The sequence below is a fragment of the Streptomyces sp. NBC_00224 genome (assembly GCF_041435195.1).
Classification (GTDB): Bacteria; Actinomycetota; Actinomycetes; order Streptomycetales; family Streptomycetaceae; genus Streptomyces.
Window position 1 is genome coordinate 7219838 of the sequence record NZ_CP108106.1, and the last position, 23396, is coordinate 7243233.

The following is a 23396-nucleotide window of genomic DNA, read 5'->3' on the forward strand; positions in this document are numbered from 1 at the left end:
CCGTACGCCGCTGTGTCGAATACTGAGACCTGCGTTTCGCCATGTGGACAGCGCGGCTCCGCCCGCCGGGCGTGCTCCGGGGCAGCCGGGCGCCGCCGAGTCGGCACTACCGCCGGGTGTGGAACAAGCCGTAGCGTCGGGTGCGTTACCCCTGCCGAGCAAGAATGATCACTTGGGAGGGCACTATGGGTGAGGTATCGATCCGGTACGTGGGCGGGCCGACCGCCGTCGTGGACATCTGCGGCTTCCGGCTGGTCACCGACCCGACCTTCGACGCCCCGGGCGACTATCCGATCGGCCCCGACCGCAAGCTGGTCAAGACGGCCGGACCCGCGGTCGAGGCGGATGAGACCGGAGCCGTGGACGCGGTGCTGCTCTCGCACGACCAGCACCCGGATAACCTGGACGAGTCCGGGCGCGCCTATCTGGCCCGGGTGCCGCTAGTCCTGTCGACGTCCGCCGCGCACGGCAGGCTCGGGGACGCCGTGACGGCGCTGCCCAACTGGGAGACGTACGAGCTCGGTGAGCGGCTGCGGATCACCGGTGTGCCCGCGCTGCACGGGCCCGAGGGTGCGGAGGCGCTGGCCGGCGAGGTCACCGGATTCGTCCTGCACGGCGACGCGGTGCCGACCGTCTATGTCAGCGGTGACAACGCCTCGCTGGACCACGTCCGCGCGGTCGCCGAGCGCTTCGGCCCGGTCGACGTGGCCGTGCTCTTCGCCGGGGCCGCGCGCACCCCGCTCTTCGACGGCGCCCCGCTGACCCTGACCAGCGAGGCCGCCGCCGAGGCCGCCCAGATCCTGGGCGCCCGCCATGTGGTGCCGCTCCACTTCGAGCACTGGGGCCACTTCAGCGAGGGTGCGGACACCCTGACCGAGGCGTTCGCCGCCGCCGGGCTCGGCGAGCGGCTGCGGCTGCTGAAGCCGGGGGCGACCTTCACGGACTAGGACAGGTCCTAAGCCCGGTCAACGGTCGTACGCGGGCGGCCGGGCGCCCGGTCCCCGCGTCACGGGCCGGTACACCGTAAGTGCCTCGGGCAGCTTGTCGACCGTCAACTCACCCTTTATGCGGGCGACTTCACCGTCGTACGCCACCGGCGTGCCCGGCGCGAGGCCGCCGATGCGCAGTCGGCGCATCCGCTGGGCCGCGTGGACGGGGGAGCGGCTGAGCGGCCCGGCGAGCGCGGCAGCGAGCAGCCGGAGCCCGGGCTGCCGGCCGCCCTGCACCACACGGACGTCGAGCAGCCCGTCCGCCAGGTCGTAGCGGTGGGCCGGGGCCGGGCCGAGGCGCTGGTAGATGCAGTTGCCCGCGAACAGCATCCACAGCGCGTGCGGTCTGCCGCTCAGCTCGGCCTCCAGGGGGCGCTCGCCGCGCAGCACCTCGTACGCCGCGAGCACCCCGGCCGGCCAGCCGCCGATCCGAGGCGACCAGCGCTCGCGCAGCCGCACCAGCTCCGGATAGACGCCGAGGCTGAAGGTGTTGACGAAGTACCCGGCGGCGGCGCCGTCCGGGCCCGGTGCGAATCGGCCGAGATCCACCTTGACGGCGTCGCCCGAGGCCAGTGCGCGGGCGGTGTCCTGGACCTCCTCGATGCCCAGGTCGTACGCGAAGTGGTTGAGGGTGCCGCCGGGGAACACCGCGAGCGGGACGCCGTGCCGGGCGGCCGCCACCGCCGCCCGGTTCACCGTGCCGTCGCCGCCGCACACCCCCAGCGCCCGGCCGCGCCGCGCCGCCTTGTCGAGCGTCGCCGTCAGGTCCTCTGGAGCGCACTCCACCACCTCGGCCAGCGGCAGCGCGTCGCGCACCGCGGCGGCCTTGGCGGCGGCCGTGCCGGAGGCCTCGTTGACCACGACCACCAGGTGCTCGCCGCCGGGCAGCGCGGGCGCGTCCGTGTACGGCCGCCCGGGCGCGGGCAACTGGCGCCGGGTCGGCACCAGGCCCCGTACCGCGAAGGCCGCGCCGACGCCGAGGGCCGCGCCCACCAGCACGTCGCCCGGATAGTGCACTCCCGTGTACACCCGGGAGGCGGCCACCGAGAAGGCGACCGGTGCCACCGCCGCGCCCCAGCCCAGCGACTCCAGGGCCACCCCGGTCGCGAAGGCCGCCGCCGAGGCGGAGTGCCCGGACGGGAAGGACGTGGTGATCGGCTGGTTCTTCAACTGCCGTACCAGCGGCACCAGTTCCAGTATCGGGCGGGGGCGGCGCACCGATCGCTTGACCACCGTGTTGACGGTCGCCGAGGCGAGGGCGAGCGAGGCCACCCCGCGCAGCGCCGCCCGCCGCGCCCGGGGCGAGCCGGTGGCCGCCATCGCGGCGGCGGCGCCGAACCACAGCAGCCCGTGGTCGGCGGCCCGGCTCAGCCGCGGCAGCACGGCGCGGGCCCCCGGCCAGTTCCGGTCGGCGGCCACTCGGAACAGCGCCAGGTCGTGGGCGCTCAGCCCGCGGGGCAGGCCGGTGGGCCGGATGGCCCGCTTGGCGGAGACGGGCGGCAAGGGCGGTACGGACGGCAGGGACGGAAAAGACATGGCCCATGGGTACCCGCCCGCAGTCGGCGCAATCCGTGGCAATCCGTGCTTGAGCCTTACGCCCCCGTCCGGGAGAGTTGCCCCATGGATTCCCCTGCGTCTGCGGACCGCGCCCAGCTCCTCGACCGCCACCGCGAGGCCATCGCCTTCTTCGGCTCCCGCGTCCACGCCGTACGGCCCGACCAGTGGGACCTGCCCACGCCGTGCGCCGAGTGGACGGTGCGGGACCTCGTCAACCATCTGGCCGTCGAGCAGCTGTGGGTGCCGCCGCTGGTGGAGGGCCGCACCATCGCCGACGTCGGGGACGCCTTCGACGGCGATGTGCTCGGCGCGGACCCGGTGGGCGTGTGGGAGACGGCGCAGGCCGCGGCGGTGGCCGCGTTCGCCGGGCCGGGCGCGCTCGACGGCACGGTCCACCTCTCGTACGGCAAGACGCCCGCCGCCGCGTACTGCTCGCAGCTGGTGGCGGACGCGGTGGTGCACGCCTGGGACCTGTCCCGGGCGATCGGCGCGGACGAGCGGCTGCCGGACGCCCTGGTCGACGCGGCGGCCCGGGAGTTCGGCGGGTACGCCGACGAACTGCCCCGCAGCCTGTTCGACGCGCCCGTGAAGGTGCCCGCGGAAGCCGACGCCCAGACGCGGCTGCTCGCGATGCTGGGCAGGGCCGCCTGACGGTGGATCAGAGCGCTTGAGGGGGGCCGGACCGGTCGGCCGGTCCCCCCTGCCGGGGCACCTCCGGCCAGGTCTGCGGGGCCGCCCGGCTGATGTCCCCGAGCGCCGAGCGGAGGTCCTGACGGGCGGCGACGTCACCGAGGCTCAGCATGCCCAGCGGCCGCCCGCCCTCGACCACCGGCAGTCGGCGCACCGCGTGCCGCCGCATCAGCCGCACCGCCGTCACCAGCTCGTCGTCGGGGCCCACGCACACCGGTGAACGGGTGCACACGGACTGGACGCTGACGGTCAGCGGGTCGGCGCCGTCGGCCACCGCGCGCAGGGTGATGTCCCGGTCGGTGAGCACCCCGATCAGCTGGTCGCCCCGCGCGACCAGCACGTCCCCGATGTCCTGGGCGCGCATCAGCTGGGCCGCTTCGACCAGCGAGGCGTCGGGCCGTACGGCCGCGACACCCGCCGTCATGACTTCCCGGACGTACCGTGCCATCGCTGTCCGCCTCGTCTCCGTCTCGGCTCCGTCCCGCCGCAGTACCCCGCCCCGTCCCGTCCATGCCGGGGTGCGGGGCGTTTGGAGTGTGTGGACCCGGGCAGGCGCACTTCGTGCTTCGGACCGGAGGCACGTCCGTGGGAGCGGCTGTCCGCTCCGGGCGTGCCCGTGCCGTCGGCAGGGGCACCCGGCGCAGCCCTTCCAGCGGTAACCACCATCCGACACCACCGTTCAGGGAGCTGTTCCCGCATGCGTACTCACGCACAGGCCACAGCCAAACACCCGCACGACGACGCACCCGACACCGCCGCCGCGTTCGCGCGGCTGGCCGCCCTGCCCGCCGGACCCGAACGGCACGCGCTGCGCCAGGACCTGGTCCGGGCCTGGCTGCCCATGGCCGAGCGGCTGGCCGGCCGGTTCCGCAACCGGGGCGAGGCCCTCGACGACCTGCGCCAGGTGGCCGCCCTCGGGCTGGTCAAGGCAGTGGACCGGTACGACCCGGAGCGCGGCGCCGCGTTCGAGAGCTTCGCGGTGCCGACCATCACCGGTGAGCTCAAACGCCACTTCCGCGACCACATGTGGACCCTGCACGTGCCCCGCCGGGTCCAGGACCTGCGCGGCCGGGTCCGCGCCGCCCGCCAGGAGCTCATGCAGACCGCCGGCGCCCGCAACCCCTCCGTGACGGACATCGCCGCGCACACCGGGATGACCGAGGACGAGGTCAAGGCCGGACTCGAAGCGCTCGACAGCTTCTCCGCGCTCTCCCTCGACGCCGAACTGCCGGGCGCCGAGGACGGATACAGCCTCAGCGACTCGCTGGGCGCGGTCGACCCGGCGCTCGACGTCGTCGTCGACCGCGAGTCCGTCAAACCGGGGCTGCGCCGCCTCCCGCCGAGGGAGCAGCAGATCCTCTACATGCGGTTCTTCCGCGACATGACGCAGAGCAGGATCGCCGAGGACCTGGGCATCTCCCAGATGCACGTCTCCCGGCTGATCACTCGCTGCTGCACTCGGCTGCGGGATCAGGCCCTGCGGGAGCAGGCTCCGGCCGCTCGTCACCGGATGGAGCGGGACGCCGCATAGCCAGCGCCACATGACGGGACATCACGTCCATCGCCTGCGCCTCGGCCATGGAGAACGGCCGGGCCGGCCCCGTACGGAAGAGCGTGAGCACGCCCTGTACGGGGCCGGGCGCGCCGAGCGGTACGCACAGCAGGGACGTCACGTCCGCACGGGCCAGGACCGGCGCGCCCGAGGGGTCGTGGCCGAAACCGTCGGTGTCCTCCGGCTGCACCTGGAGCGACGTCGCCCCGGCCCGGGCCGCCTCCGCGACCAGCGGGGCGCGGGACGGATCCTGCCCGGCCATCGCGCGGCGCAGCGCGGAGTCCTCCTCGGCCGCCGGGCCGAGCACGGCGACGCGCCGCAGCCCGCCCTCCACCGCGTCGGCCACCACCCACTGCGCGAAGCGCCCGCACAGCACCCGGGCGGCGGTGGCGAGCACCTCGGTGCGGTCGCCGGGCGGCAGCCTCAGCAGCGCCGCCGCCATCGTGTCCACCAGGTCCATCAGCCGGGCGTGCCGCGTCGACTCGGCGAGATCGGGCACCTCGGGCGGCGGGGCGGCGGCGGAGGCCGCCCGGGATATCCCCGGCTGGAAGACCACCAGGACGGCGGGGTGCGGCTCGTCCGGCGGCCGCAGCGCGGTCAGGGTGGCGAGCAGCGGCTCCTCGGGGCGCTGCTGGAGGCGCACGGTCAGTCCGCGGTCGCCCTCGCCGCGGGCCACGGCCGCCGCCTGCGAGCGGAACGCGGCACGGTCGCCCGGCATCAGCAGGGCGGCCAGCGGCCGTCCGGTCGCGTACCCGGCGCGGGCCCCGGTCAGCCCGGTGGCCGCGAAGTTCAGCCTGCGCACCACGGTTTCGCGGTCGACGAGCGCCACCGGCAGCGGCAGCCGCTGGAACAGCGCCTTGAGCAGCAGCCGCTCCTGCCGGTCGCCGGGCGAGCCGGGCGCGCCCGTCGCGTCGGCCACGAACTGCTCGTAGCGGGGCCACAACTGGTCGACCACGTGCTGGAGTTCGAAGAGCGCGGCGTCCAGGACGACCCGCTGCTCCCCGTCGGACTGCGAGCGCGCGGTGCGCAGCTCGCCCACCCGTCTGACGAAGTCCGCCAGTTCGTCGCCGAATTCGTCCGCCGTCTGCGTCATAGCAGCAAGTTAGCCGCTCGGACCGTTTCCCGGACCGGGGGCAGGGAAGGCGCGGTTCAGGAGGTCTTCCCATGTTCTGCGAGCCGGAACGTCAACGACCGCACTCCGCTTCCCCCGTGGGCCGGCTCTCCCGGCTCGCCGAGCAGTCGGTGCGCTGCGCGCCCGCCTCCTGCGGCGCCGTGGCGACCCTCGCCGACCGCGGACCCGACAGCCGGGTCACCGCCACGCACCCGGACCTCGCGCCGCTCGCCGGCGTCCAGCTGGCCTGCGGCGACGGGCCGATCCCGACCGCGCTGGACGTCGGCGCCCCGGTGGACACCGAGGACCTGCTGACGGAGAGCCGCTGGCCCGGCTACCGCGCCCTGGCCCTGGAGTCGGGCGTACGGTCCTGTGTCACCCTTCCCTTCCGTCGCTCCGGCATCGAAGTCACCCTCAGCCTCTACAGCTTCCGCCCCGGCTCGCTCGACGACGCCGTGTTCGGCCCGGTGAGCATCCTCGGCGAGGAGACCACCGCGGGCCTCGTCCGCGACCGCCGCTACCACGCGGCCCTCGCGGAGGTGGAGCAACTGGAGGCGGCGTTGCGTTCCCGCCCGGTGATCGACCAGGCCAGCGGCATCGTGATGCATGTGCTCGGCTGCGACGCGGAGGAGGCCTTCGCCGTACTGCGCACCGTCTCGCAGCACGCCAACCGGAAGCTGTCCGAGGTCGCCGAGGGCGTGGTCCGCACCAAGGGCCGCGGCCTGGAGGACCAGCTCGCCGCCGTCCCCCGCCCCGCCTGACCGCCGCCCGCCCGGGACCCGTCCGGCACGCCCGCGTACGCATGCGGAGCGGCGCCGCCGAGCAAACCTCCGTATAAAGGGCTCAGGGGCCGAATAAAGGGCTCAAGGCCCGAAACGGCGGACCGCAGGGTGCGAAGGAGGCGGCGGATGCACGGGACGGTGGCGGAAGGCCGGGGACCCGTCCGCTACGGACCGCCCGCACCCGGCACCGGGCTGCCCGTCCTGCCCGAGCTGGCCGGGGTCCTGGCGGGCGCCGCCACCCGCACCGGCCCCGAACCGCCCGGTGGCGGACCCGAGCTGCGCGAGGCCGCCTGCGGCTACTGGCGGCGGCGCGGACTGCGCGGCGACCCCGAGCTGGTGGCCGCCGCACCCGGCGCCCAGCCGCTCCTGTTCGCCCTGCTCGCCTCGTACGGGGGCGACGTGCTGCTGCCCCGCCCCTGCCCGGCCTGGTGGACCCCGCAGGCCCGGCTGCTCGGGCGGCCCGCCTACCACGTGCCGACCCCGGCGGAGTGCGGCGGCGTCCCCGACCCGTACGCCCTCCTGGAGACCGTGCGCCGGGTGCGCACCGAGGGCGGGGTGCCCCGGCTCCTTGTGCTCTCCGTCGCCGACGACCCGACCGCGACGGTCGCGCCGCCCGAGACCGTACGGGAGGCCTGCGAGGCGGCCGTGGGGGAGGGGCTGCACATCATCAGCGACGAGACGTGGCGCGACACCCTGCACCACCCGCACGACACGGTCCTGTTCAGCCCCGCCGAGATGTGCCCCGGCGACGTCACCGTCCTGTCCGACCTGTCGGGCGCGCTCACCCCGGCCGGGTGGCCCGCCGCCGTCGCCCGCTTCCCGGACACCGAGCACGGTGGCAGGGGCCGGGCCCGCACCCTCGACGTCCTCACCGCGCTCGGCTCGGTCGTGGCGGGCCCGGTCGCGGAGGCCGCCGCCTACGCCCTGGGCGAGCCGGACCCGGTCGCCGTCCGGATGCGCCGGGCCGCCGCCCTGCACGGCGCCCTCGCCGAGGCGGCCCACCGCGCGGTCCTCGCCGCCGGTGCCTTCGCCCGGCCCCCGCAGGCGGGCCGCCACCTCTACGCCGACCTCGGACCCCTCCGCAACCGGCTGGCCGCACGCGGGGTCACCGACTCGATGGAGCTGGAGGAGTACCTGACCGGCAGGCTCGGCGCCCCCGCCCCCGGCGGCCACCGCTTCGGCGACGAACTGGGCGCGCTGCGCGCCCGGCTCGCCACCCGGCCGCTGCTCGGGGCGACCGAGGAGGAGTGCGCGCGGACGCTGGACGCGGCCCACCCGCTGGAACTGCCGCACGTGCAGCGGGCGCTGGCCGCGTTCGGGGAGGCGCTCGACGGGCTGTGACCCCCGCCGGGGCTACTTCGGGTGCGGGGCCTCGGCCGGTTCCGCCGAGGCCCCGTGCCGCAGCCTGCGCCACACCGTCGGGCCCGCGCTGATCAGCAGCGTCAGCACGACCGCCGCGACCACGCCCTGCCACGGCTCGGGGAAGAGCGAGCCGCCCAGGATGCCGATGAGGCCGTACGCACCGGCCCAGGCCACACACGCGGGCATGTCGCCGCGTACGAACGTGCGCAGCGGCATCTCGCCGAGCAGACACGCCAGCATCACCGGGATCCGGCCCGCCGGGACGAGCCGGGACAGGACCAGGACCGCCGCCCCGTGCCGGTTCAGCTTCTCCTGGGCCTGCTCCAGGCGGTCCGGCGCCGCCCGCTCCCGCAGCACCGCCAGCCACCGCGACCCGCCGCGCGACCGCACCCCGCGCTGCCCCAGCCAGTACAGGGCGACGTCCCCCAGGAACGCGGCGAGCGCGCCCACCGCGAAGACCAGCAGCAGCGAGAACCAGGCCGTCTGGTGGAAGGCGACCACCGCGGCCGTCGACACCAGCGCCCCGGTGGGCACCACGGGCACCAGCGAGCCCAGCACCACCAGGATGAACAGGGACGGATAGCCGAGCGCCTGCTGGGTCGACTCCGGCGGCACCTGGCCCGCCGCCCGCGCCAGGAACGCGGCGATCACCGGGCGACCTCGGGCCGTACGCTCTCGCCGTGCGCAAGGCGGTGCACCGTCACCCCGGGTGCGAGGCGGGCCGCGTGGCGGACGAAGTCGTCGCCGGGCGCGTGGAACTCGTGCGGGCGCACCCCGTCGAGCCCGATCGGCCAGTACGTGCCGTAGTGCACCGGCACCGCCGCCCGCGCCCCGAGCCGCGCCAGGGCCTGGGCGGCCCGGCCCGCGTCCAGGTGCCCCGGGCCGAGGTGGGGACCCCAGCCGCCGACCGGCAGCAGGGCCACGTCGACCGGGCCGACCTCCTCGGCCATCTCGTCGAAGAGCCCGGTGTCCCCGGCGAAGTAGGTGCGCGCCCGGCCCTCGACGACATAGCCGAGCGCGGGCGCGCGGTGCGGCCCGAACGGCAGCCGCCGCCCGTCGTGCCGCGCGCTCACCGCCCGTATGCGCAGGTCACCCGCCTCGACCAGGTCCCCGGCCCGTACCTCGGTGAGGCGCAGCCCGAGCTTGCGCAGCCCCGGCACGGCCCGCACCGCGCCGTGCGGCACGACGAGACGGGTGCCGGGCGCGAGCCGGGCGAGGGAGGGCAGGTGCAGATGGTCGGAGTGCAGATGAGAGACCAGGACCACCTCGGCGACGGCGGCCTCGGGCGGCGGCACCGCCCCCCGCCGTCTGCGCAGATGCGCCAGGCGACGGGTGAAGAGCGGATCGGTGAGCACCCGCACCCCGGAGTCCTCGACCGTGCAGGTGGCATGACCCCACCAGGTGATCTCCACCGGCACCCGAAATCTCCTCCGCTCGAAAACCACCGCGCGCGCTGTTGTGTACGAGCCTAAGTGTCGTGGGGCGCACAGGACGGGGTCCGGGGTAGGCATCGGTCCACGAAGGGAAGGCCCGGCATGATCATGCACTCTGAGCAGTGCCCGCGCTGCGGCGGGATACTCGCGGTGACCCAGGACGGCTGGAAGATCTGCCACTCATGCGGCTACTCCTCGCCGCCGTGAACCAGGAGTAGGGTCGGCACCACAACGAAGGGCATGGGGGTCGGTCATGGGTGACGTGCGAGTGGCGGCGATCGCCAGTCTGACCCCGCTGGAGGAACTCGATCTGGACCCCTTCCTGGTGGACACCCGCAGCCAGCACGAGATGTGCGCGCGCTGGGCCGCCGACAAGGGGTACGTGGTCACCCGGCAGCTGCTCTTCTACGGCCTGCGCCCCGACCACCTCGGACTGTGGGCGGACGTGGACGCGGGCCAGGTGGACCTCTTCGTCGCGCCCAACGAACGCGTCCTGGAACGGGCGCTGACGTCCGTGCCGGACTTCTCCGCCGAGTGCGAGCGCCGCGGGGTGCGGCTGGAGACGGCCGGGCTCGACGAACCGGCGTACGACGCGGCCAAGAAGGCCCACATCCACCGCAGGCTCTCGATGCCGACCGCCGGGTACGACGGCTGCTGACCCGCCCGCCGCCCGCGAAAACAAAATCGTCGGCCGGTTTCCGCCCCTGTGACACGCTGGGAGGGAACGACTGGGCGAGAGGCAGTGACGAGCGGCGTGAGTACAGGGCGATGGCGGACGGCGGGCAGCGCCCTGGTGCGGGTGATCGTGGTGTGGGCGGTCTCCACCCTCACGATGATGGCGCTCGCGGGGATCCTGCCCGACTTCCGGCTGAAGTCCGCGGGCGGCGACAGCATCACCCGCGTCGCGCTCACCGCGGCCTGGGGCGCGGGGGCGTTCGGTCTGCTGAGCGCCCTGGTGTGGCCGCTGGTGGTGCGCGCGTTCCTGCTGGTCCCGGCCCTGGTCCTGGGCCTGTTGGTGTTCTTCCTCAACGGCTCGCTGCTGCTGATCGCGCTGAGCCTGATCCCCAGCGGGCGCGGCGCGGCCCAGCCGGAGACCGCGGTGGTGGTGGCCGCGGTGATGTCGGCCGTCGCCTCCGCCACCTCCACCGCGCTCGCGGTCCGGGACGACAACGCCTACCGGCGCAGACTCTCGCGCCTGGCCGACCGGCGCCGCCGCCGGCGCGGCGACGAGGACCGGGGCTCCGAGCCGCCCGGCACGGTCTTCCTCCAGCTCGACGGCGTCGGCCACGACGTGCTGTGCCACGCGGTCGGCGCCGGCCTGATGCCGACCGTCGCCGGCTGGCTGGAGCGGACCCACCGGCTCACCCCGTGGCGCACCGACTGGTCCAGCCAGACCGGCGCCAGCCAGCTCGGCATCCTGCACGGCTGCACCTTCGACGTGCCCGCCTTCCGGTGGTACGAGAAGGACACCGGCGAGCTGATGGTCTCCAACCGCCCCGCCTCCGCGGTCGAGCTCCAGCGCCGGGCGGTGGAGCGCACCGGCGACGGCGGGCTGCTCACCGTCGACGGCGCCAGCCGCGGCAACCTCTTCTCCGGCGGCGCCGACCAGCTCGCCCTGGTCCTGTCGATGGCGGCCCGGCGCGGCCGCCGCAACCGGTCCCGGGCGGGCTACTTCGCGTACTTCTCCGACCCGGCCAACGCCGTGCGCACCGCGCTCTCCTTCGTCGCCGAGGTCGGCCGCGAGATCGGCCAGTCCACCCGCGCCCGGCTGCGCGGGGACGCGCCGCGCGTGCGGCGCGGCGGGCTCTACCCGTTCATCCGGGCGTTCGCGACCGTCGTCGAGCGCGATGTGGTGGTCGCGGCGGTGATCGGGGACATGCTCGCCGGGCGCACCGCCGTCTACGCCGACCTGGTGGCGTACGACGAGGTGGCCCACCACTCCGGGCCGCGCGGCCGGGACGCCCAGAAGGTCCTGGAGCGCCTGGACCGGTCGATCGCGCTGATCGACAGGGTCGCGGAGCACGCCCCGCGCGCGTACCGGATCGTGCTGCTCTCCGACCACGGGCAGAGCCCGGGCGAGACGTTCGCGGGTGCCTACGGGCTGACCCTGAAGGACCTGGTGCGCGCCGGGTGCGGGCTGCCCGTGCCGCGCAGCGCCGGGCGCACCAAGAGCGGCGCGGAGGCGCGGGACGCGGTGCGGGTGGCGCTGCACCGGCCGGTACCGGAGAACGGGGAGCCGGGGCCCGCCTCCGACCCGATCGTGCTCGCCTCCGGCAACCTCGGGCTCGTCTCCTTCCCGGACACCGGGTGGCGGCTCAGCCGCGAGGAGATCGACCGCCGCCACCCCGCGCTCCTGCGCACCCTCGCCGGGCATCCCGGCATCGGGTTCCTCCTGGTGCGCAGCGAGGAGCACGGCGCGGTGGTCATCGGCGGCGCGGGCACGGACCGCGTCCACGAGGTGCCGATCTCCGAGCTGGAGGACGGGAAGGGCCCGTTGACCGGGTTCGCGCCCGGCGCGGCGGAGGCCGTACGGCGCACCGACACCTTCCCGCACACCGCCGACATCATGGTCAACTCGATGTACGACCCGGTCACCGGTGAGGTGCACGCCTTCGAGGAGCAGATCGGCTCGCACGGCGGACTCGGCGGCGAGCAGGCGCACCCGTTCCTGCTGTCGCCGCGCGACCTGTCGGCGCCGGTCGCCGACGACGGGCAGCTGGTGGGCGCCGAGCAGGTGCACCACGTGCTGCGGCGGTGGCTGCGCGAGTGCCTGGGGCCGCAGGTGCCGGTTTCCCCCGCCACGCAGATTCCCCGGTCCGAAGTCGAAGCGGACGGACCTTTTCCGGTTGAAGGGGCGGCTCTGCGGGACAAATCCGCGTGATTTTGACCGGGGCCCTCCGTAGCCGACCATGAACGGGTTTTGGCACGGAGAGAGGCGCACCACCCCATGACCACGCAAGAGACCCAGAGCAGGCATGCCCGGCAGTTCGGATTGCCGGTGGCGACCGCTCTGGTCATGGGCAACATCATCGGCGGCGGGATCTTCCTGCTGCCGGCGTCGGTCGCCCCCTTCGGCACCATCAGCCTGCTCGCCTTCGCGGTCCTGACCGTCGGCGCGATCGCGCTGGCGCTGGTCTTCGGACGCCTCGCCGAGCGGCTGCCGCAGACCGGCGGACCGTACGTCTACGCGCGTGAGGCGTTCGGCGACTTCGCCGGGTTCCTCGCCGCCTGGTCGTACTGGATCACCACCTGGGTCTCCAACGCGGCGCTCGCCGTGGCGGCCGTGGGCTACCTCGACGTGCTGATACCCCTGCACGGCAACAAGGCCGCGACCATCGCGGCGGCGCTGACCCTCCAGTGGCTTCCCGCGCTCGCCAACCTCGCGGGCACCCGGTACGTGGGCGCGGTCCAACTGGTCTCCACCGTCCTGAAGTTCGCGCCGCTGCTGCTCGTCGCGGTCGGCGGGCTCTTCTTCTTCGACCCGGCCAACCTCGGCCCCCTCCAGGCCGACGACCACAGCGCCATGGGCGCCGTCTCCGCCTCGGCCGCGATCCTGCTCTTCAGCTACCTCGGCGTCGAGTCGGCCGCGGTCAGCGCGGGCGAGGTCCGCGACCCGCGCCGCAACGTCGGCCGCGCCACCATCCTCGGCACCCTCGGCGCCGCCGTGATCTACCTCCTGGGCACCCTCTCGGTCTTCGGCACCGTGCCGCACGACCGCCTGGTGACCTCGACCGCGCCCTTCACGGACTCCGTGAACGCGATGTTCGGCGGCACCTGGGGCGGCACCGCGGTCGCCGTCGCCGCACTGGTCTCCATGGTCGGCGCCCTCAACGGCTGGACCCTGCTCAGCGCCCAGACGCCGTACGCCGCGGCCAAGGACGGGCTGTTCCCCAAGGCCTTCGCCCGCAAGAGCCGGGGCGTGCCCACCGTCGGCGTCCTGGTCACGGTCGTCCTCGCCTCGTCCCTGACCGTCTACAACTACACGGCGGGCGCCAAGGGCGTCTTCGAGATGCTGGTCCTGGTCACCACCTTCACGGCGACCGTCCCCTACCTCCTGTCGACCGCCGCCCAGATCTACTTCCTCGCCTCCGGCCGCGCCGACCGCGTCCACCGCGGCCGCCTGGTCCGCGACGGACTGCTCGCCGGCCTCGCCGCCGCCTTCTCGCTGTGGCTGGTCGCCGGCTCCGGCTACGCGGCGGTCTACCAGGGCGTGCTGTTCCTCTTCGCGGGCGTGCTGGTGTACGCACTCCTCGCGGCCCGCAAGCAGCGCCCGGCGGCGGACGCGGTGGAGCTCCCCGAGCAGGCCGTACGGGAGAGCACCCGCGCGTAAAGGCGGATGAACTCGCGGGGTCCGGCCCGCCCGTTCACCCCCAAGGGGCCGGTGTTCCGGGTGCGCTGACGGGCGTTCACCCGGGAGGGGGGATCTCGCCCGGATCCGGGCAGGTCATGGGCTTTTGCGGGCAGGGTTCAGGCATGCCGCCCGTTCTCCTCGCCGCCCTGCGCCGCGCCGTCGTGGTGCTGCTCGTGGTGGCCGCGCTGCTCGGGGCGGCGCCGGGGGCGGAGACGGCGGGTCCGCCCGCCCTGGACCGGACGGCCGTGTCGTCGGCGGTGCCGGGCCCGGTGGGCGAGGAGCAGTCGGACGAGGCCGCGCCCGCGCCACCGGCGGCGGCCCGCGCGAGCCGCCCGGCGCCGGGCGCCCGTTCCGTACGGATGGCGCCCCGGCCCGTCGTACGCGGACCCGGCGGGCCGGGCCGGGTGCGGCCCACTTCCCTCGATGCCACGCGCTGTGTGGTGCTGCGCTGCTGAGCGTTCCGTGCTCAGCGAGCTCAGCGGTACGTCAACTCACCAGCACAGCGAGGTGGTTCAGCCATGCCCATCGACCCGTTCGCGGCGCTCAACGCGATGCTGCGCGCCGAGGCCGCCCGGATCCGACCGGCCCCCGCGACTCCCGAACGCGAGGTCCCGGAACCCGGAGAGGAGCAGCGCCGACCCCCGGCGGACCCGCACGGCAAGTAGGCCGGGGCCGCCACGGCAGGGCGGTGGACGGGCTCCGGCCGCCGCCCTGGTGACCTGCTGTTCTCACGGGGAGTGACGACAGCGGGCGATCCGTCGTGCGGTACTCCGTTCGGCGGCTTACGTTTGCTGCGGGGGCACCCCGACCGAAAGGTCTGCCATGCGCGGACGTACGACAGCGGGCGCCGCCGGTGCGGCGATGGCGCTGCTCGCCCTGACGGTCCCGGCCGCGGCGGACGGCACCAAGCCCGATCTGACCCGCTTCTACACCCAGCACCTCACCTGGGGCGGCTGCACGGTCAAGGACGCCCCCAAGGGCATGGAGTGCGCCGAGCTGACCGTGCCCGTCGACTACGCCCGGCCCCAGGCCGGCACGATCGCGCTGGCGGTGGCCCGCGTACGGGCGGCCGAGTCGGGCGAGGGCCCCACCGGCACGGGCACGGAGGCGGGCACGACCCCGCCCGGCGGCGCGGCCACCGCGACCGCCCCCAAGGGCTCGCTGGTCTTCAACTTCGGCGGCCCCGGCGAGTCCGGCCTCAAGGGCCTCGGGAGCTTCACGGCGGACACCGCGCGGCTCGCCCCGGCGTACGACCTGGTGAGCTTCGACCCCCGTGGAGTGGGCCGCAGCGCTCCCGTGCACTGCGGCGCCAAGGCGGAGCAGGACATCGAGAGCTCCTCGGACAGCGCCCCGGCCGACGACGCCGAGGGCCGCAAGCAGCTCGTCGACGAGCTGAAGACGGTGGCCGAGGAGTGCCGCAGGACCACCGGCGAGCTGCTGCCGCATGTGGGCACCATCAACGCCTCGCGCGACCTGGACGTGCTGCGCCAGGCGCTCGGCGACAAGAAGCTGAACTACTTCGGCATCTCCTACGGCACCCGGCTCGGCGCGGTCTACGCGGCCCAGTTCCCCAAGCGGACCGGGCGCATGGTCCTGGACGCCGTGGACTCGCTGACGGCGGACGCGGCGCAGTCCGCGCTCGCCCAGGCCACGGCGTTCCAGAAGGGCCTGGAGACCTTCCTCTCCGACTGCGCCGCCCAGGGCGCCGGCTGCCCGCTCGGCGCCGGCACCGCCAAGGCGACCGGCACGCTGGACGCGACCGTCGCCCAGCTCGACCGCAAGAGCGCCAGAACCGCCTCCGGCGCCGACTTCACCTCCGGCGACCTGCGTACCGCGATCACCAACTCGCTCTACGCCGAGCAGCTGTGGCCGACCCTCGCGCAGGGCATCGCCACCCTCCACGACAAGGGGGACCCGGCCGTCCTCGACGAGATCAACAAGCAGTTCGCGGGGGAGGACGCGCAGGGCAACCGCGCCGACGACGACAACAGCCGCGAGGCGCTCCTCGCGGTCAACTGCGCCGACGACCCGGTGCGCGCCAAGGATCCGGCCGCCGAACTCGCCTCACTGGAGAAGAAGTTCGCCAAGGCCTCCCCGATGTTCGGCCCGGACCAGGTGGGCGCGGCGATCTCCTGCACGGGCTGGCCCGCCGGTACGGACTACATCCGCAGGATAGACAAGACCGGCGCGCCGCCCGTGCTGCTGATCGGCACCAAGGGCGACCCCGCCACCCCGTACCAGTGGGCGGCGGAGACCGCCCGGCACCTGGGCAAGGGCGTGGTCCTCACGTACGAGGGCGAGGGGCACGGCGGGTACACGGCCTCGCAGTGCGTCCGCGACACGGCGGACGCCTTCCTGCTCGACGGCGTCCTGCCCGCCGAGGGGACGTCCTGCGCCCGTGAGACGCCCCCGGAGCACTGAGCGTGGGTCAGTTGCTCATCGCCGCCGCCATCGGGGCCGCTCTGGCCCATCGCCCGATGGCTGTCTCGGCCGTGATGCCGGGGCCGAAGCCCGCGATGAGCCCGCCCGCCCCGTCCGCCGCGCCGCCCTCGTCGAAGAGGCGGGCCAGCGCGTCGAAGACCACGGAGCTGGCGATGTTGCCGCGCTCGGTGAGGGTGGCCCGGCTGAAGCGGAACATCTCCGGCGGCAGGTCCAGGAAGTGGCACAGGTCGTCCAGGATGCGCGGCCCGCCCGCGTGGACGATGAAGAAGTCCATCTGCGGGATCTCCCAACTGTGCTGCGCCACCAGCGCCTTGAGGGCGGGCGCGAGCATCTCCATGGTGCCCGGGACGCGCTTGTCGAGCAGGAAGTGGAACCCGGTGTCGCGCACGGCGTACGAGATCCAGTCCTCGGTGTTGGGCACCAGGTGCGAGCCGTTGCGCTCGATCCGCATGCCGGTGCCGCCCTCGCCGCGCACCACGGCCGCCGAGATCGCGTCGCCGAAGAGACCGTTGGAGAGCAGTGAGCCGACGCCGATGTCGGTCGGCTGGTAGCAGAGCGAGCAGAATTCGCAGGACACGATCAGTACGTTGGAGCGCGGATACGCCGTGCAGAAGTCGTGCGCGCGGTTGATCGCCGCGCCTCCGGCGGCGCAGCCGAGCTGGGCGATCGGCAGCTGCCGGGTCTCGGTCCTGAACCCCATGGTGTTGATCAGCCAGGCGGTCAGCGACGGCATCATGAAGCCGGTGCAGGAGACGTAGACGATCAGGTCGATGTCCTTGGGCTCCACCTCGGCGTGGACCAGCGCCTGCTTGACGACATCGGGCACCCGGGCCTTGGCCTCCGTCTCGTACAGCAGATTGCGTTCCTCGAAGCCGGGGTGGCGCAGGGTCTCCTCGATCGGCTGCACGAGGTGGCGGGTACGGACCCCGGTGTTCTGGATGAGACGCAGGACGAGGTCCCGCTGGGGGTGGTCGGCATGCGTCTTGCGGGCGAGGGCGAGCGTCTCCTCCTGCGTGATCACATGGTCGGGTACGGCTACTGAGGGGCGGCACAGGGTGGCCATGGAACTTCCTTGTCTCCTGCCGGGCAGACGCCTGCGGTTCGGTCGTGTGCCTGTCACGTATCCCCGAGCGTGGTCATGGGCATGTTCTCCATCGGGGTAATTAACCGATTAGAGGGAGATTCGGGAGCGGGTAGCTCACTCGGGTGACGCGATACGGCCGAACGGGTGATGGGGGCTCGGGGCAGCGTGAGGCGCGCGGGCGACCCGGGGTCTCCCGCGCGCGACCTCGTCGGCCCGGTCAGTCCGCGAGTTCGGAGAAGGTGAAGGCGAACTCGGCTGCCTCCGCGTGCAGTTGGTGCTGCGGAAGCGGACCCGGGCCGCACGACTGGGAGCCGATGCCGTGCTGGCGGTGGTCGAGCGTGACCCAGACCGTGTCGCCCGGGACGAGATCGGTCAAGTGCCGTGCCGCGTCGAGATGTTCGGTCGTCCAGCGCCGTGCGGTGAACCAGAACTCCGGGTCGCCCTCGACGCGCAGCCCCCCGATCTCCGCCCAACGGACGTCGGCCCGGGCCCCGTTCTCCTGCGGCCGGACGTACGGCGCCTGGAGGGCGTCCACGTCCGCCCGCCACAGCCCCACCGCCGACGCGGCCGCCGTGTCCGGGTACGCCTCGCCCGGCCCGCCGCCGAACCAGCGCACCGGGACGCGGCTGCCCGAGGTGGTACCCGTGAGGCCGAACCGGATGCCGAGCCGGGGCAGCGGCACCCGCCACTCGCCCTCCGGCGTGACCGCGACCGTCAGCCGCAGCCGGGTCCCGTCGGACGTCCACCGGTACTCCGTGACGAGGCCCAGGTCACGGGCCGCCGGGGCCACCCGGGTACGCACGACCAGCGCGTCCCCGGTCAACTCCACCGAGTCCGGACGGTGTCGCATGCGGTGCAGCCCCAGCTCGCGCCAGCGCGGCCCGCACCGCAGGTCGGGCTGCCACGGCGCGCCGTTGTCGTTGTCGGTGGGCGCGCGCCACACGTCGAGGCGCAGCCCGGTGACCGCCACGGCGCCGAAGGCCGTGGGCGCCCCCGTCCGGGCGTCGAAGACCGCCGGACCGAGAGCGATCCGATCCCCGGAGCGGACGGGACGAGCGCCGAAGGCGGCAGGCGCCGACACCCTCTCGTTCACGGGAAGTTGAGCCCAGGCCATTTTGTGCCCCTGCGCACCCCACGCCGTCGCCTCCGCGAGCACCGCCCGTACCGTCCACCGGGTCTCGGCCCCCGGGTCGGCCCCGGCGGGACGCCCGGGGAGTTTCAGCTCCGCACGCTCGCCCGGGCCGAGCTCGGGCACCGCGAGGGTGCCGGTGGCGAGAGGGACGCCGTCCGCCTCGTACGACCAGGTGAAGGCGAGCCCGGAGAGGTCGGCGAAGGCGTACAGGTTGGTGATCCGGACCGTGCCCGCCCGGCCGTCGCCCTCGATACGTACCGGCTCGATCGCCTTCTTGAACTCGGCCAGACCGGGGGAGGGGGTGCGGTCCGGGAAGAGCAGGCCGTCGCAGACGAAGTTGCCGTCGTGCAGCTCCTCGCCGTAGTCACCGCCGTAGGCATAGCCGTACGCCGGGTGCTCCAGGCCGTGGTCGATCCACTCCCAGACGAAGCCGCCCTGACAGCGCTCGTACGTGTCGAACAGGCGCTGGTACTCCGCGAGTCCGCCGGGGCCGTTGCCCATCGCGTGGGCGTACTCGCACAGGACGAAGGGGAGTCGGCGGCGCGCTCGCGGGCCGCCGTCGAGGTGGCGGCCGATCCGCTCGACCTCGGCGTGCGAGGCGTACATCCGCGAGTACATGTCGGTGTCGTGGCAGTCGGGGTCGCCCTCGTAGTGGATCGGGCGCGAGGCGTCGCGGGAGCGGATCCAGTGCGCCATGGCGGTCAGACCGCGCCCGGTCCCGGCCTCGTTGCCGAGCGACCAGACGACGACCGACGGGTGGTTCTTGTCGCGCTCGACCATACGGGCCGCCCGGTCAAGCAGCGCCGGGGTCCATCGGTCGTCGTCCACCGGGTTGTCGCGCCACGCCTGCTCGACGAAGCCGTGCGTCTCCAGGTCGCACTCGTCGACGACCCAGAGCCCCAGCTCGTCGCAGAGGTCGAGGAACGCGGGGTGCGGCGGATAGTGGCTGGTCCGCACGGCGTTGATGTGATGCTGCTTCATCAGGAGCACATCGCGGCGCATCGTCCGCGCGTCCAGGGCCCGGCCCGTCGCGGGATGGAACTCGTGCCGGTTGACGCCCCGGAAGAGCAGCGGCTGTCCGTTGACCTTGATCAGGCCGTCCTCCAGGGCGACCGTGCGGAAGCCGATCCGCACAGGGACGCGCTCGCCCGGCGTGGCCAGCACCCCGTCGTACAGGCGCGGGGTCTCCGCCGTCCACGGCTCGACGGGAACGGTCACCTCGGCGCCGGTCGCCAGGTCGATGCCGAGCTCGGGCACGGTGACGCGGCCGGCGGTGTCGGAGTCGACCCGCAGGGTTCCCTCGCCGGTGCGGTGGTCGTAGGAGGCGTGGACGAAGTGGTCGCCGACGCACCCCTCGGGGCGGTGCAGCAGTGTGACGTCCCGGAAGATGCCGGGCAGCCACCACTGGTCCTGGTCCTCCAGGTACGAGCCCGACGACCACTGGTGAACCCGCACCGCCAGCACGTTCCCGCGCGCTTTCAGGAGCGGTCCGACGGTGAACTCGTGCGGCAGCCTGCTGCCCTTGAAGTGGCCCAGCTCCTCGCCGTTGAGCCACACCCGGGCGCACGACTCGACGCCGTCGAAGCGCACCACCGCGCCGCCCTCGCCCGCCGGCGGCCAGCCGTCGGGCAGGTCGAAGACCCGCAGATGGTCGCCGGTCGGGTTCTCCGTCGGTACGCGCGGCGGGTCGACCGGGAACGGGTAGAGGTGGTTGGTGTAGATCGGCCCGCCGAACGCGCCGTCGCCCTGGAGCACCCAGTGCCCGGGCACCCGCACCTCGTCCCACTCCCCGGAGTCGTACCCGGGCACGGCGAAGCCGTCGTCGTGCGCGTCGGCGGTCCCCGCGAGCCGGAACCGCCAACTCCCATTCAGCGACAGCTGTTTGGCGTCCGACGCGGCGTACCAGGCGCGCGGCGGCAGCAGGTGCTCCCCGCCACCGGGCGAGAGGGCTTCGACGTAGTGGACGTCCGTGACGCCAGGGCTGCGGAAGGACACGATCCGCAGGCTAGGGCGGTGATCGGGGCGGCGACAAGGGGTCGGACGAGACGGTCCGCCGGTGGTGGGGGCGGGCGGCATTACCTCGCTGGTAATCGACCCCCGCCACCCCCGCCGGGCAAGGTGGAGCCATCGGGTCCCGGGCGGCGCACTCCGGCCGGGGCCCGGGTTCCACCACCGTGTTGGTCCTTGATCCATATCCCTTCCGGAGGCTGATTTCCATGTCCGAGAACCGCTACGAGACCGCCGTCGCCCGCTACTTCGAGGCGTGGAACGCCACCGGCTCGGCCCAGGAGCTCGCCAAGGCCGTCGAGGCCGCCTGGAGCGCGGACGGCAGCTACACCGACCCGATGGCCGACGTCACCGGGTACGAGGCCATAGCCGCGGTGATCGGCGGGGCCCACGCCCAGTTCCCCGGCTTCGAGTTCCGTCTGGACGGAGCCGTCGACGGGCACCACGACCTGGCCCGGTTCCGCTGGGAGCTGGTCTCGGTCGCGGACGGGTCCGCGCCGGTCGCCGGGTCCGATGTGATCACGCTCGCCGAGGACGGCCGGGTCGCCACCGTGGCCGGGTTCCTCGACCGCGTACCGCCTACGGTGTGAACGACTGGAGGTAGGCGAACGTCTCCGGGTCGGCCGGCAGGAACGTCTCGATGGCCAGCTCGGAGACGGTCACGTCCATCGGTGTGTTGAACGTGGCGATCGTCGATATGAACGACAGGAGCGTGCCCCGGTGTTCGATGACCAGCGGGAGCGCCAGGGGGCAGGCGACGTGGTCGCGGCTGTCGTCGTCCCCCGCCTCGGGTACGGGGTGCGCCGCGACCTCCTCGTACAGCTCGCGCAGCGCGTCCGAGCGCATCAGGGCGATCTGGCGCTCCATCTGTTCGAGCAGATGGCCGCGCCACTGGCGCAGATTGCGGATGCGCGGCGCCATGCCCTGTGGGTGCAGGGTCAGGCGCATCGCGTTGAGCGGGGGAGTCAGCAGCCGCTCGGGCACGCCTTCGAGAAGCATCTCGATGCCCCGGTTCGCCGCGAGGACCGTGTACGTGCCGTCCACTATCAGGGCCGGGAAAGGCTCGTACCCCCGCAGCAGCCGCTCCATCGCCTCGCGCAGGGAGCTGATGGACGGGTCATCGAGGGACGTTTCCGTGTACTGCGGTGCGTAGCCGGCCGCCAGCAGCAGGGCGTTGCGCTCGCGGACCGGCACCTCCAGGTGCTCCGCGAGGCGCAGGATCATCTCCTGGCTGGGGCGCGACCTGCCGGTCTCGATGAAGCTGATGTGCCGCGCGGACGAGTCGGCGCGCAGGGCCAGCTCCAGCTGGCTGATCCTGCGCCGCTCGCGCCAGCCGCGCAGCATCGGCCCTACTCCCGTGTCGATCCCGGCAGTTGTCGTCATACCTCAGACACTAACCCGGGCCTCTGACAACGCCCGGCGCCGCACCCCCCACCCGGCCAGCACGATCGCCGCCGCCACCGCGTACGCGCTCGTCCTGACGACGTCGAAGGAGTGCGGCATCGCCCACGCCGTCACGTAACAGACGGCTCCCGCGGCGGCGACCGCCAGCCACTCCCAGCGGCCGTCCAGGGCCACCAGGGCGACGAGCAGCAGCGCGTACCACGAGTAGCCGGGCGTCATCAGGCAGAACGCCCAGCCGAGCACCAGCAGGGCGCCGCTCCAGGGTCGCTCCGGATCGCCCCGGCGCAGCACGTACAGGACGACGAGCGCGATCAGGGCGAGCGCCGCGGGCAGCGCCCAGGAGTCGGGGAGCACCAGTCGCAGCAGCCCGTACCGGCTGCGGGCGGAGGCGTCGTCGTACCCCTCCTCCTCCGCGTATCCGCCGAGATAGCCGAAGACGGACGCGTGCGAGACGAGGACGTACGGGAGGTAGGAGAGCGCCACGCACACGGCGGCCGGGACGAGGACGGTCGCCGCGCGCCGCCAGTCCGGGCGGCGCCCCGCCAGCACGCCCGCGAGGGCGCCCGGCAGCACCACGGCGGGCAGCATCTTCGCCGCGATCCCGGCGCCGATCAGTACGCCCCCGAGCGCCCGGCGGCGCACCGCGACCGCGCCGAGCCCCGCCACCGTGAACAGCACCGCAAGACCGTCCACGTGCGCGTTGTTCACCGCCTCGATCGGCACCGCGGGGCACCACGCCCAGTACGCCGCCCGCGTCACGTCGTCCCCGCGCCGCCGCAGGACCAGCAGCAGGACGCCAGTGGTGGCGACGGCGAGCACGGCGCCGCCGATCTGCAGCGGCTTGTGGCGGGCGGCGGCGGGGGAGAGCCCATGGACGCCGAGGAAGTACGCCTCGGCCACCGGCGGGTAAATGGTGTGCACCTTGGGGCGGTTGAGGCGCGTGCAGCGGTCCGGCTCGCCGAACCGGGCCCGGTCCGGGCCCTCGCACGCCGCGCCCCTGGGGAACAGCCAGTCGTCGCGCAGCCCGGCCAGCTCCCGGTCCGCGGGGGCGTGGTCGTACGGCGAGATCCCGGCCGCCTGCACCCGGCCGTCCCAGGCGTAGCGGAACATGTCCGTGCTGGTGGTCGGCGGCGCCGCCAGACCGGTCGCCGCGACCAGCACCCCGCCCGCCAGGATCAGGCCCGACCGGTGGCGGGCCGGGACCCGGCGCAGCGACCAGGCGGCCGCCGCGAACAGCAGCCAGCAGGCCAGATACCACCAGGAGAGCGTGCCCGGGTGGAAGTAGTAGCCGTCCTCGATGACCGTCAGGACGAGCACGGCGGTCAGCGCGGCCAGCAGCACGGCCGTCGGGGCGGAGCGGCGCAGGGCGGCCGGTGCGTCGGCCGGCGGGGCGGCCGGGGCGGTGTCGGTACGCGGAGCGATCACCCGTCCACATTCGCAGGCCGAGGGGCGCCCGGACGGCCCAGCGCACCACGCGTCCGTGAACCGTAAGGTGTCGGG

At 74.1% G+C, this 23396-nt stretch carries 21 protein-coding genes; 12 read left to right on the forward strand and 9 right to left on the reverse strand.

The features are described from left to right. Positions 1–185 precede the first annotated feature (185 nt). On the forward strand, positions 186–947 hold the full coding sequence (locus tag OG965_RS32215; protein WP_371655569.1) for an MBL fold metallo-hydrolase: 762 nt from the start codon (positions 186–188) through the stop codon (positions 945–947). Positions 948–965: 18 nt separating this feature from the next. On the opposite strand, the gene OG965_RS32220 is transcribed toward OG965_RS32215, so the two are convergent. Continuing rightward, positions 966–2525: a bifunctional phosphatase PAP2/diacylglycerol kinase family protein gene (locus tag OG965_RS32220; protein WP_371655570.1), complete on the reverse strand. Its 1560-nt coding sequence runs from the start codon at positions 2523–2525 to the stop codon at positions 966–968. Positions 2526–2609: 84 nt separating this feature from the next. Here OG965_RS32220 and OG965_RS32225 point away from each other — a divergent pair, with 84 nt between their 5' ends. Continuing rightward, a complete protein-coding gene (locus OG965_RS32225) occupies positions 2610–3197 on the forward strand; it encodes a TIGR03086 family metal-binding protein (RefSeq protein WP_371655571.1) in 588 nt (195 codons plus the stop codon). Positions 3198–3204: 7 nt separating this feature from the next. Here the strand turns inward: OG965_RS32225 and OG965_RS32230 are convergent, their stop codons facing one another. Continuing rightward, a complete protein-coding gene (locus OG965_RS32230) occupies positions 3205–3684 on the reverse strand; it encodes a CBS domain-containing protein (RefSeq protein WP_371655572.1) in 480 nt (159 codons plus the stop codon). A 249-nt stretch (positions 3685–3933) separates the two neighbouring features. On the opposite strand from OG965_RS32230, the gene OG965_RS32235 reads away from it, so the two are divergent. Beyond that, positions 3934–4767, forward strand: coding sequence for an RNA polymerase sigma factor SigF (locus OG965_RS32235; RefSeq protein WP_371655573.1), 834 nt, complete (start codon positions 3934–3936; stop codon positions 4765–4767). Here the strand turns inward: OG965_RS32235 and OG965_RS32240 are convergent. Beyond that, entirely contained in the window at positions 4679–5881 is a 1203-nt protein-coding gene (locus OG965_RS32240) for a PAS domain-containing protein (protein WP_371655574.1), read from the reverse strand. The two genes, OG965_RS32235 and OG965_RS32240, sit on opposite strands and share 89 nt — an antisense overlap. Before the next feature lie 71 nt (positions 5882–5952). On the opposite strand from OG965_RS32240, the gene OG965_RS32245 reads away from it, so the two are divergent. Both OG965_RS32245 and OG965_RS32250 read left to right on the forward strand, forming a co-directional pair. Then, positions 5953–6660: an ANTAR domain-containing response regulator gene (locus OG965_RS32245; protein WP_371655575.1), complete on the forward strand. Its 708-nt coding sequence runs from the start codon at positions 5953–5955 to the stop codon at positions 6658–6660. 147 nt (positions 6661–6807) lie between these two features. After that, a complete protein-coding gene (locus tag OG965_RS32250) occupies positions 6808–8022 on the forward strand; it encodes an aminotransferase class I/II-fold pyridoxal phosphate-dependent enzyme (protein ID WP_371655576.1) in 1215 nt (404 codons plus the stop codon). A gap of 12 nt (positions 8023–8034) precedes the next feature. Here OG965_RS32250 and OG965_RS32255 read toward each other — a convergent pair whose 3' ends face one another. Beyond that, positions 8035–8691, reverse strand: a complete 657-nt coding sequence (locus tag OG965_RS32255; RefSeq protein WP_371657115.1) for a DedA family protein — start codon at positions 8689–8691, stop codon at positions 8035–8037. Further along, positions 8691–9461, reverse strand: coding sequence for an MBL fold metallo-hydrolase (locus OG965_RS32260; protein WP_371655577.1), 771 nt, complete (start codon positions 9459–9461; stop codon positions 8691–8693). Before OG965_RS32260 ends, OG965_RS32255 begins: the two co-directional genes overlap by 1 nt. Before the next feature lie 268 nt (positions 9462–9729). Between OG965_RS32260 and OG965_RS32265 the strand changes: the two genes are divergently transcribed. From OG965_RS32265 to OG965_RS32290, 6 genes are all read left to right on the forward strand, one after another. Further along, complete coding sequence (locus OG965_RS32265) at positions 9730–10134, forward strand: hypothetical protein (protein WP_361377073.1); 405 nt, start codon at positions 9730–9732, stop codon at positions 10132–10134. Between the two features lie 96 nt (positions 10135–10230). Next, positions 10231–12357 carry a phage holin family protein gene (locus OG965_RS32270; RefSeq protein WP_371655578.1) on the forward strand — a complete coding sequence of 709 codons (2127 nt, stop codon included), beginning with the start codon at positions 10231–10233 and terminating at the stop codon, positions 12355–12357. A gap of 66 nt (positions 12358–12423) precedes the next feature. After that, positions 12424–13806, forward strand: a complete 1383-nt coding sequence (locus OG965_RS32275; protein ID WP_371655579.1) for an amino acid permease — start codon at positions 12424–12426, stop codon at positions 13804–13806. Positions 13807–13949: 143 nt separating this feature from the next. Further along, positions 13950–14282 (forward strand): hypothetical protein, encoded by a 333-nt coding sequence (locus OG965_RS32280; RefSeq protein ID WP_371655580.1) that lies wholly within the window; start codon positions 13950–13952, stop codon positions 14280–14282. Positions 14283–14345: 63 nt separating this feature from the next. Next, positions 14346–14492 carry a hypothetical protein gene (locus OG965_RS32285; protein WP_371655581.1) on the forward strand — a complete coding sequence of 49 codons (147 nt, stop codon included), beginning with the start codon at positions 14346–14348 and terminating at the stop codon, positions 14490–14492. A 157-nt stretch (positions 14493–14649) separates the two neighbouring features. Then, positions 14650–16248, forward strand: coding sequence for an alpha/beta hydrolase (locus tag OG965_RS32290; protein ID WP_371655582.1), 1599 nt, complete (start codon positions 14650–14652; stop codon positions 16246–16248). A 7-nt stretch (positions 16249–16255) separates the two neighbouring features. On the opposite strand, the gene OG965_RS32295 is transcribed toward OG965_RS32290, so the two are convergent. After that, entirely contained in the window at positions 16256–17332 is a 1077-nt protein-coding gene (locus OG965_RS32295) for a type III polyketide synthase (protein ID WP_371655583.1), read from the reverse strand. A gap of 238 nt (positions 17333–17570) precedes the next feature. Continuing rightward, positions 17571–20480 (reverse strand): glycoside hydrolase family 2 TIM barrel-domain containing protein, encoded by a 2910-nt coding sequence (locus OG965_RS32300; protein ID WP_371655584.1) that lies wholly within the window; start codon positions 20478–20480, stop codon positions 17571–17573. Positions 20481–20701: 221 nt separating this feature from the next. Between OG965_RS32300 and OG965_RS32305 the strand changes: the two genes are divergently transcribed. Further along, positions 20702–21082, forward strand: a complete 381-nt coding sequence (locus OG965_RS32305) for a nuclear transport factor 2 family protein (protein ID WP_371655585.1) — start codon at positions 20702–20704, stop codon at positions 21080–21082. On the opposite strand, the gene OG965_RS32310 is transcribed toward OG965_RS32305, so the two are convergent. Continuing rightward, positions 21072–21875: a helix-turn-helix domain-containing protein gene (locus OG965_RS32310; RefSeq protein ID WP_371655586.1), complete on the reverse strand. Its 804-nt coding sequence runs from the start codon at positions 21873–21875 to the stop codon at positions 21072–21074. The two genes, OG965_RS32305 and OG965_RS32310, sit on opposite strands and share 11 nt — an antisense overlap. A 3-nt stretch (positions 21876–21878) precedes the next feature. Further along, positions 21879–23261 carry a glycosyltransferase 87 family protein gene (locus tag OG965_RS32315; RefSeq protein WP_371657116.1) on the reverse strand — a complete coding sequence of 461 codons (1383 nt, stop codon included), beginning with the start codon at positions 23259–23261 and terminating at the stop codon, positions 21879–21881. Between the last annotated feature and the right edge of the window lie 135 nt (positions 23262–23396).

What these genes read in the sequence shown, in the direction of transcription:
- OG965_RS32220 (WP_371655570.1), bottom strand. Translation starts at nt 2,525, where the DNA reads ATGTCTTTTCCGTCCCTGCCGTCCGTACCGCCCTTGCCGCCCGTCTCC.
- OG965_RS32215 (WP_371655569.1), top strand. Translation starts at nt 186, where the DNA reads ATGGGTGAGGTATCGATCCGGTACGTGGGCGGGCCGACCGCCGTCGTG.
- OG965_RS32265 (WP_361377073.1), top strand. Translation starts at nt 9,730, where the DNA reads ATGGGTGACGTGCGAGTGGCGGCGATCGCCAGTCTGACCCCGCTGGAG.
- OG965_RS32310 (WP_371655586.1), bottom strand. Translation starts at nt 21,875, where the DNA reads ATGACGACAACTGCCGGGATCGACACGGGAGTAGGGCCGATGCTGCGC.
- OG965_RS32245 (WP_371655575.1), top strand. Translation starts at nt 5,953, where the DNA reads ATGTTCTGCGAGCCGGAACGTCAACGACCGCACTCCGCTTCCCCCGTG.
- OG965_RS32285 (WP_371655581.1), top strand. Translation starts at nt 14,346, where the DNA reads ATGCCCATCGACCCGTTCGCGGCGCTCAACGCGATGCTGCGCGCCGAG.
- OG965_RS32280 (WP_371655580.1), top strand. Translation starts at nt 13,950, where the DNA reads ATGCCGCCCGTTCTCCTCGCCGCCCTGCGCCGCGCCGTCGTGGTGCTG.
- OG965_RS32225 (WP_371655571.1), top strand. Translation starts at nt 2,610, where the DNA reads ATGGATTCCCCTGCGTCTGCGGACCGCGCCCAGCTCCTCGACCGCCAC.
- OG965_RS32250 (WP_371655576.1), top strand. Translation starts at nt 6,808, where the DNA reads ATGCACGGGACGGTGGCGGAAGGCCGGGGACCCGTCCGCTACGGACCG.
- OG965_RS32235 (WP_371655573.1), top strand. Translation starts at nt 3,934, where the DNA reads ATGCGTACTCACGCACAGGCCACAGCCAAACACCCGCACGACGACGCA.
- OG965_RS32240 (WP_371655574.1), bottom strand. Translation starts at nt 5,881, where the DNA reads ATGACGCAGACGGCGGACGAATTCGGCGACGAACTGGCGGACTTCGTC.
- OG965_RS32295 (WP_371655583.1), bottom strand. Translation starts at nt 17,332, where the DNA reads ATGGCCACCCTGTGCCGCCCCTCAGTAGCCGTACCCGACCATGTGATC.
- OG965_RS32275 (WP_371655579.1), top strand. Translation starts at nt 12,424, where the DNA reads ATGACCACGCAAGAGACCCAGAGCAGGCATGCCCGGCAGTTCGGATTG.
- OG965_RS32290 (WP_371655582.1), top strand. Translation starts at nt 14,650, where the DNA reads ATGCGCGGACGTACGACAGCGGGCGCCGCCGGTGCGGCGATGGCGCTG.
- OG965_RS32305 (WP_371655585.1), top strand. Translation starts at nt 20,702, where the DNA reads ATGTCCGAGAACCGCTACGAGACCGCCGTCGCCCGCTACTTCGAGGCG.
- OG965_RS32230 (WP_371655572.1), bottom strand. Translation starts at nt 3,684, where the DNA reads ATGGCACGGTACGTCCGGGAAGTCATGACGGCGGGTGTCGCGGCCGTA.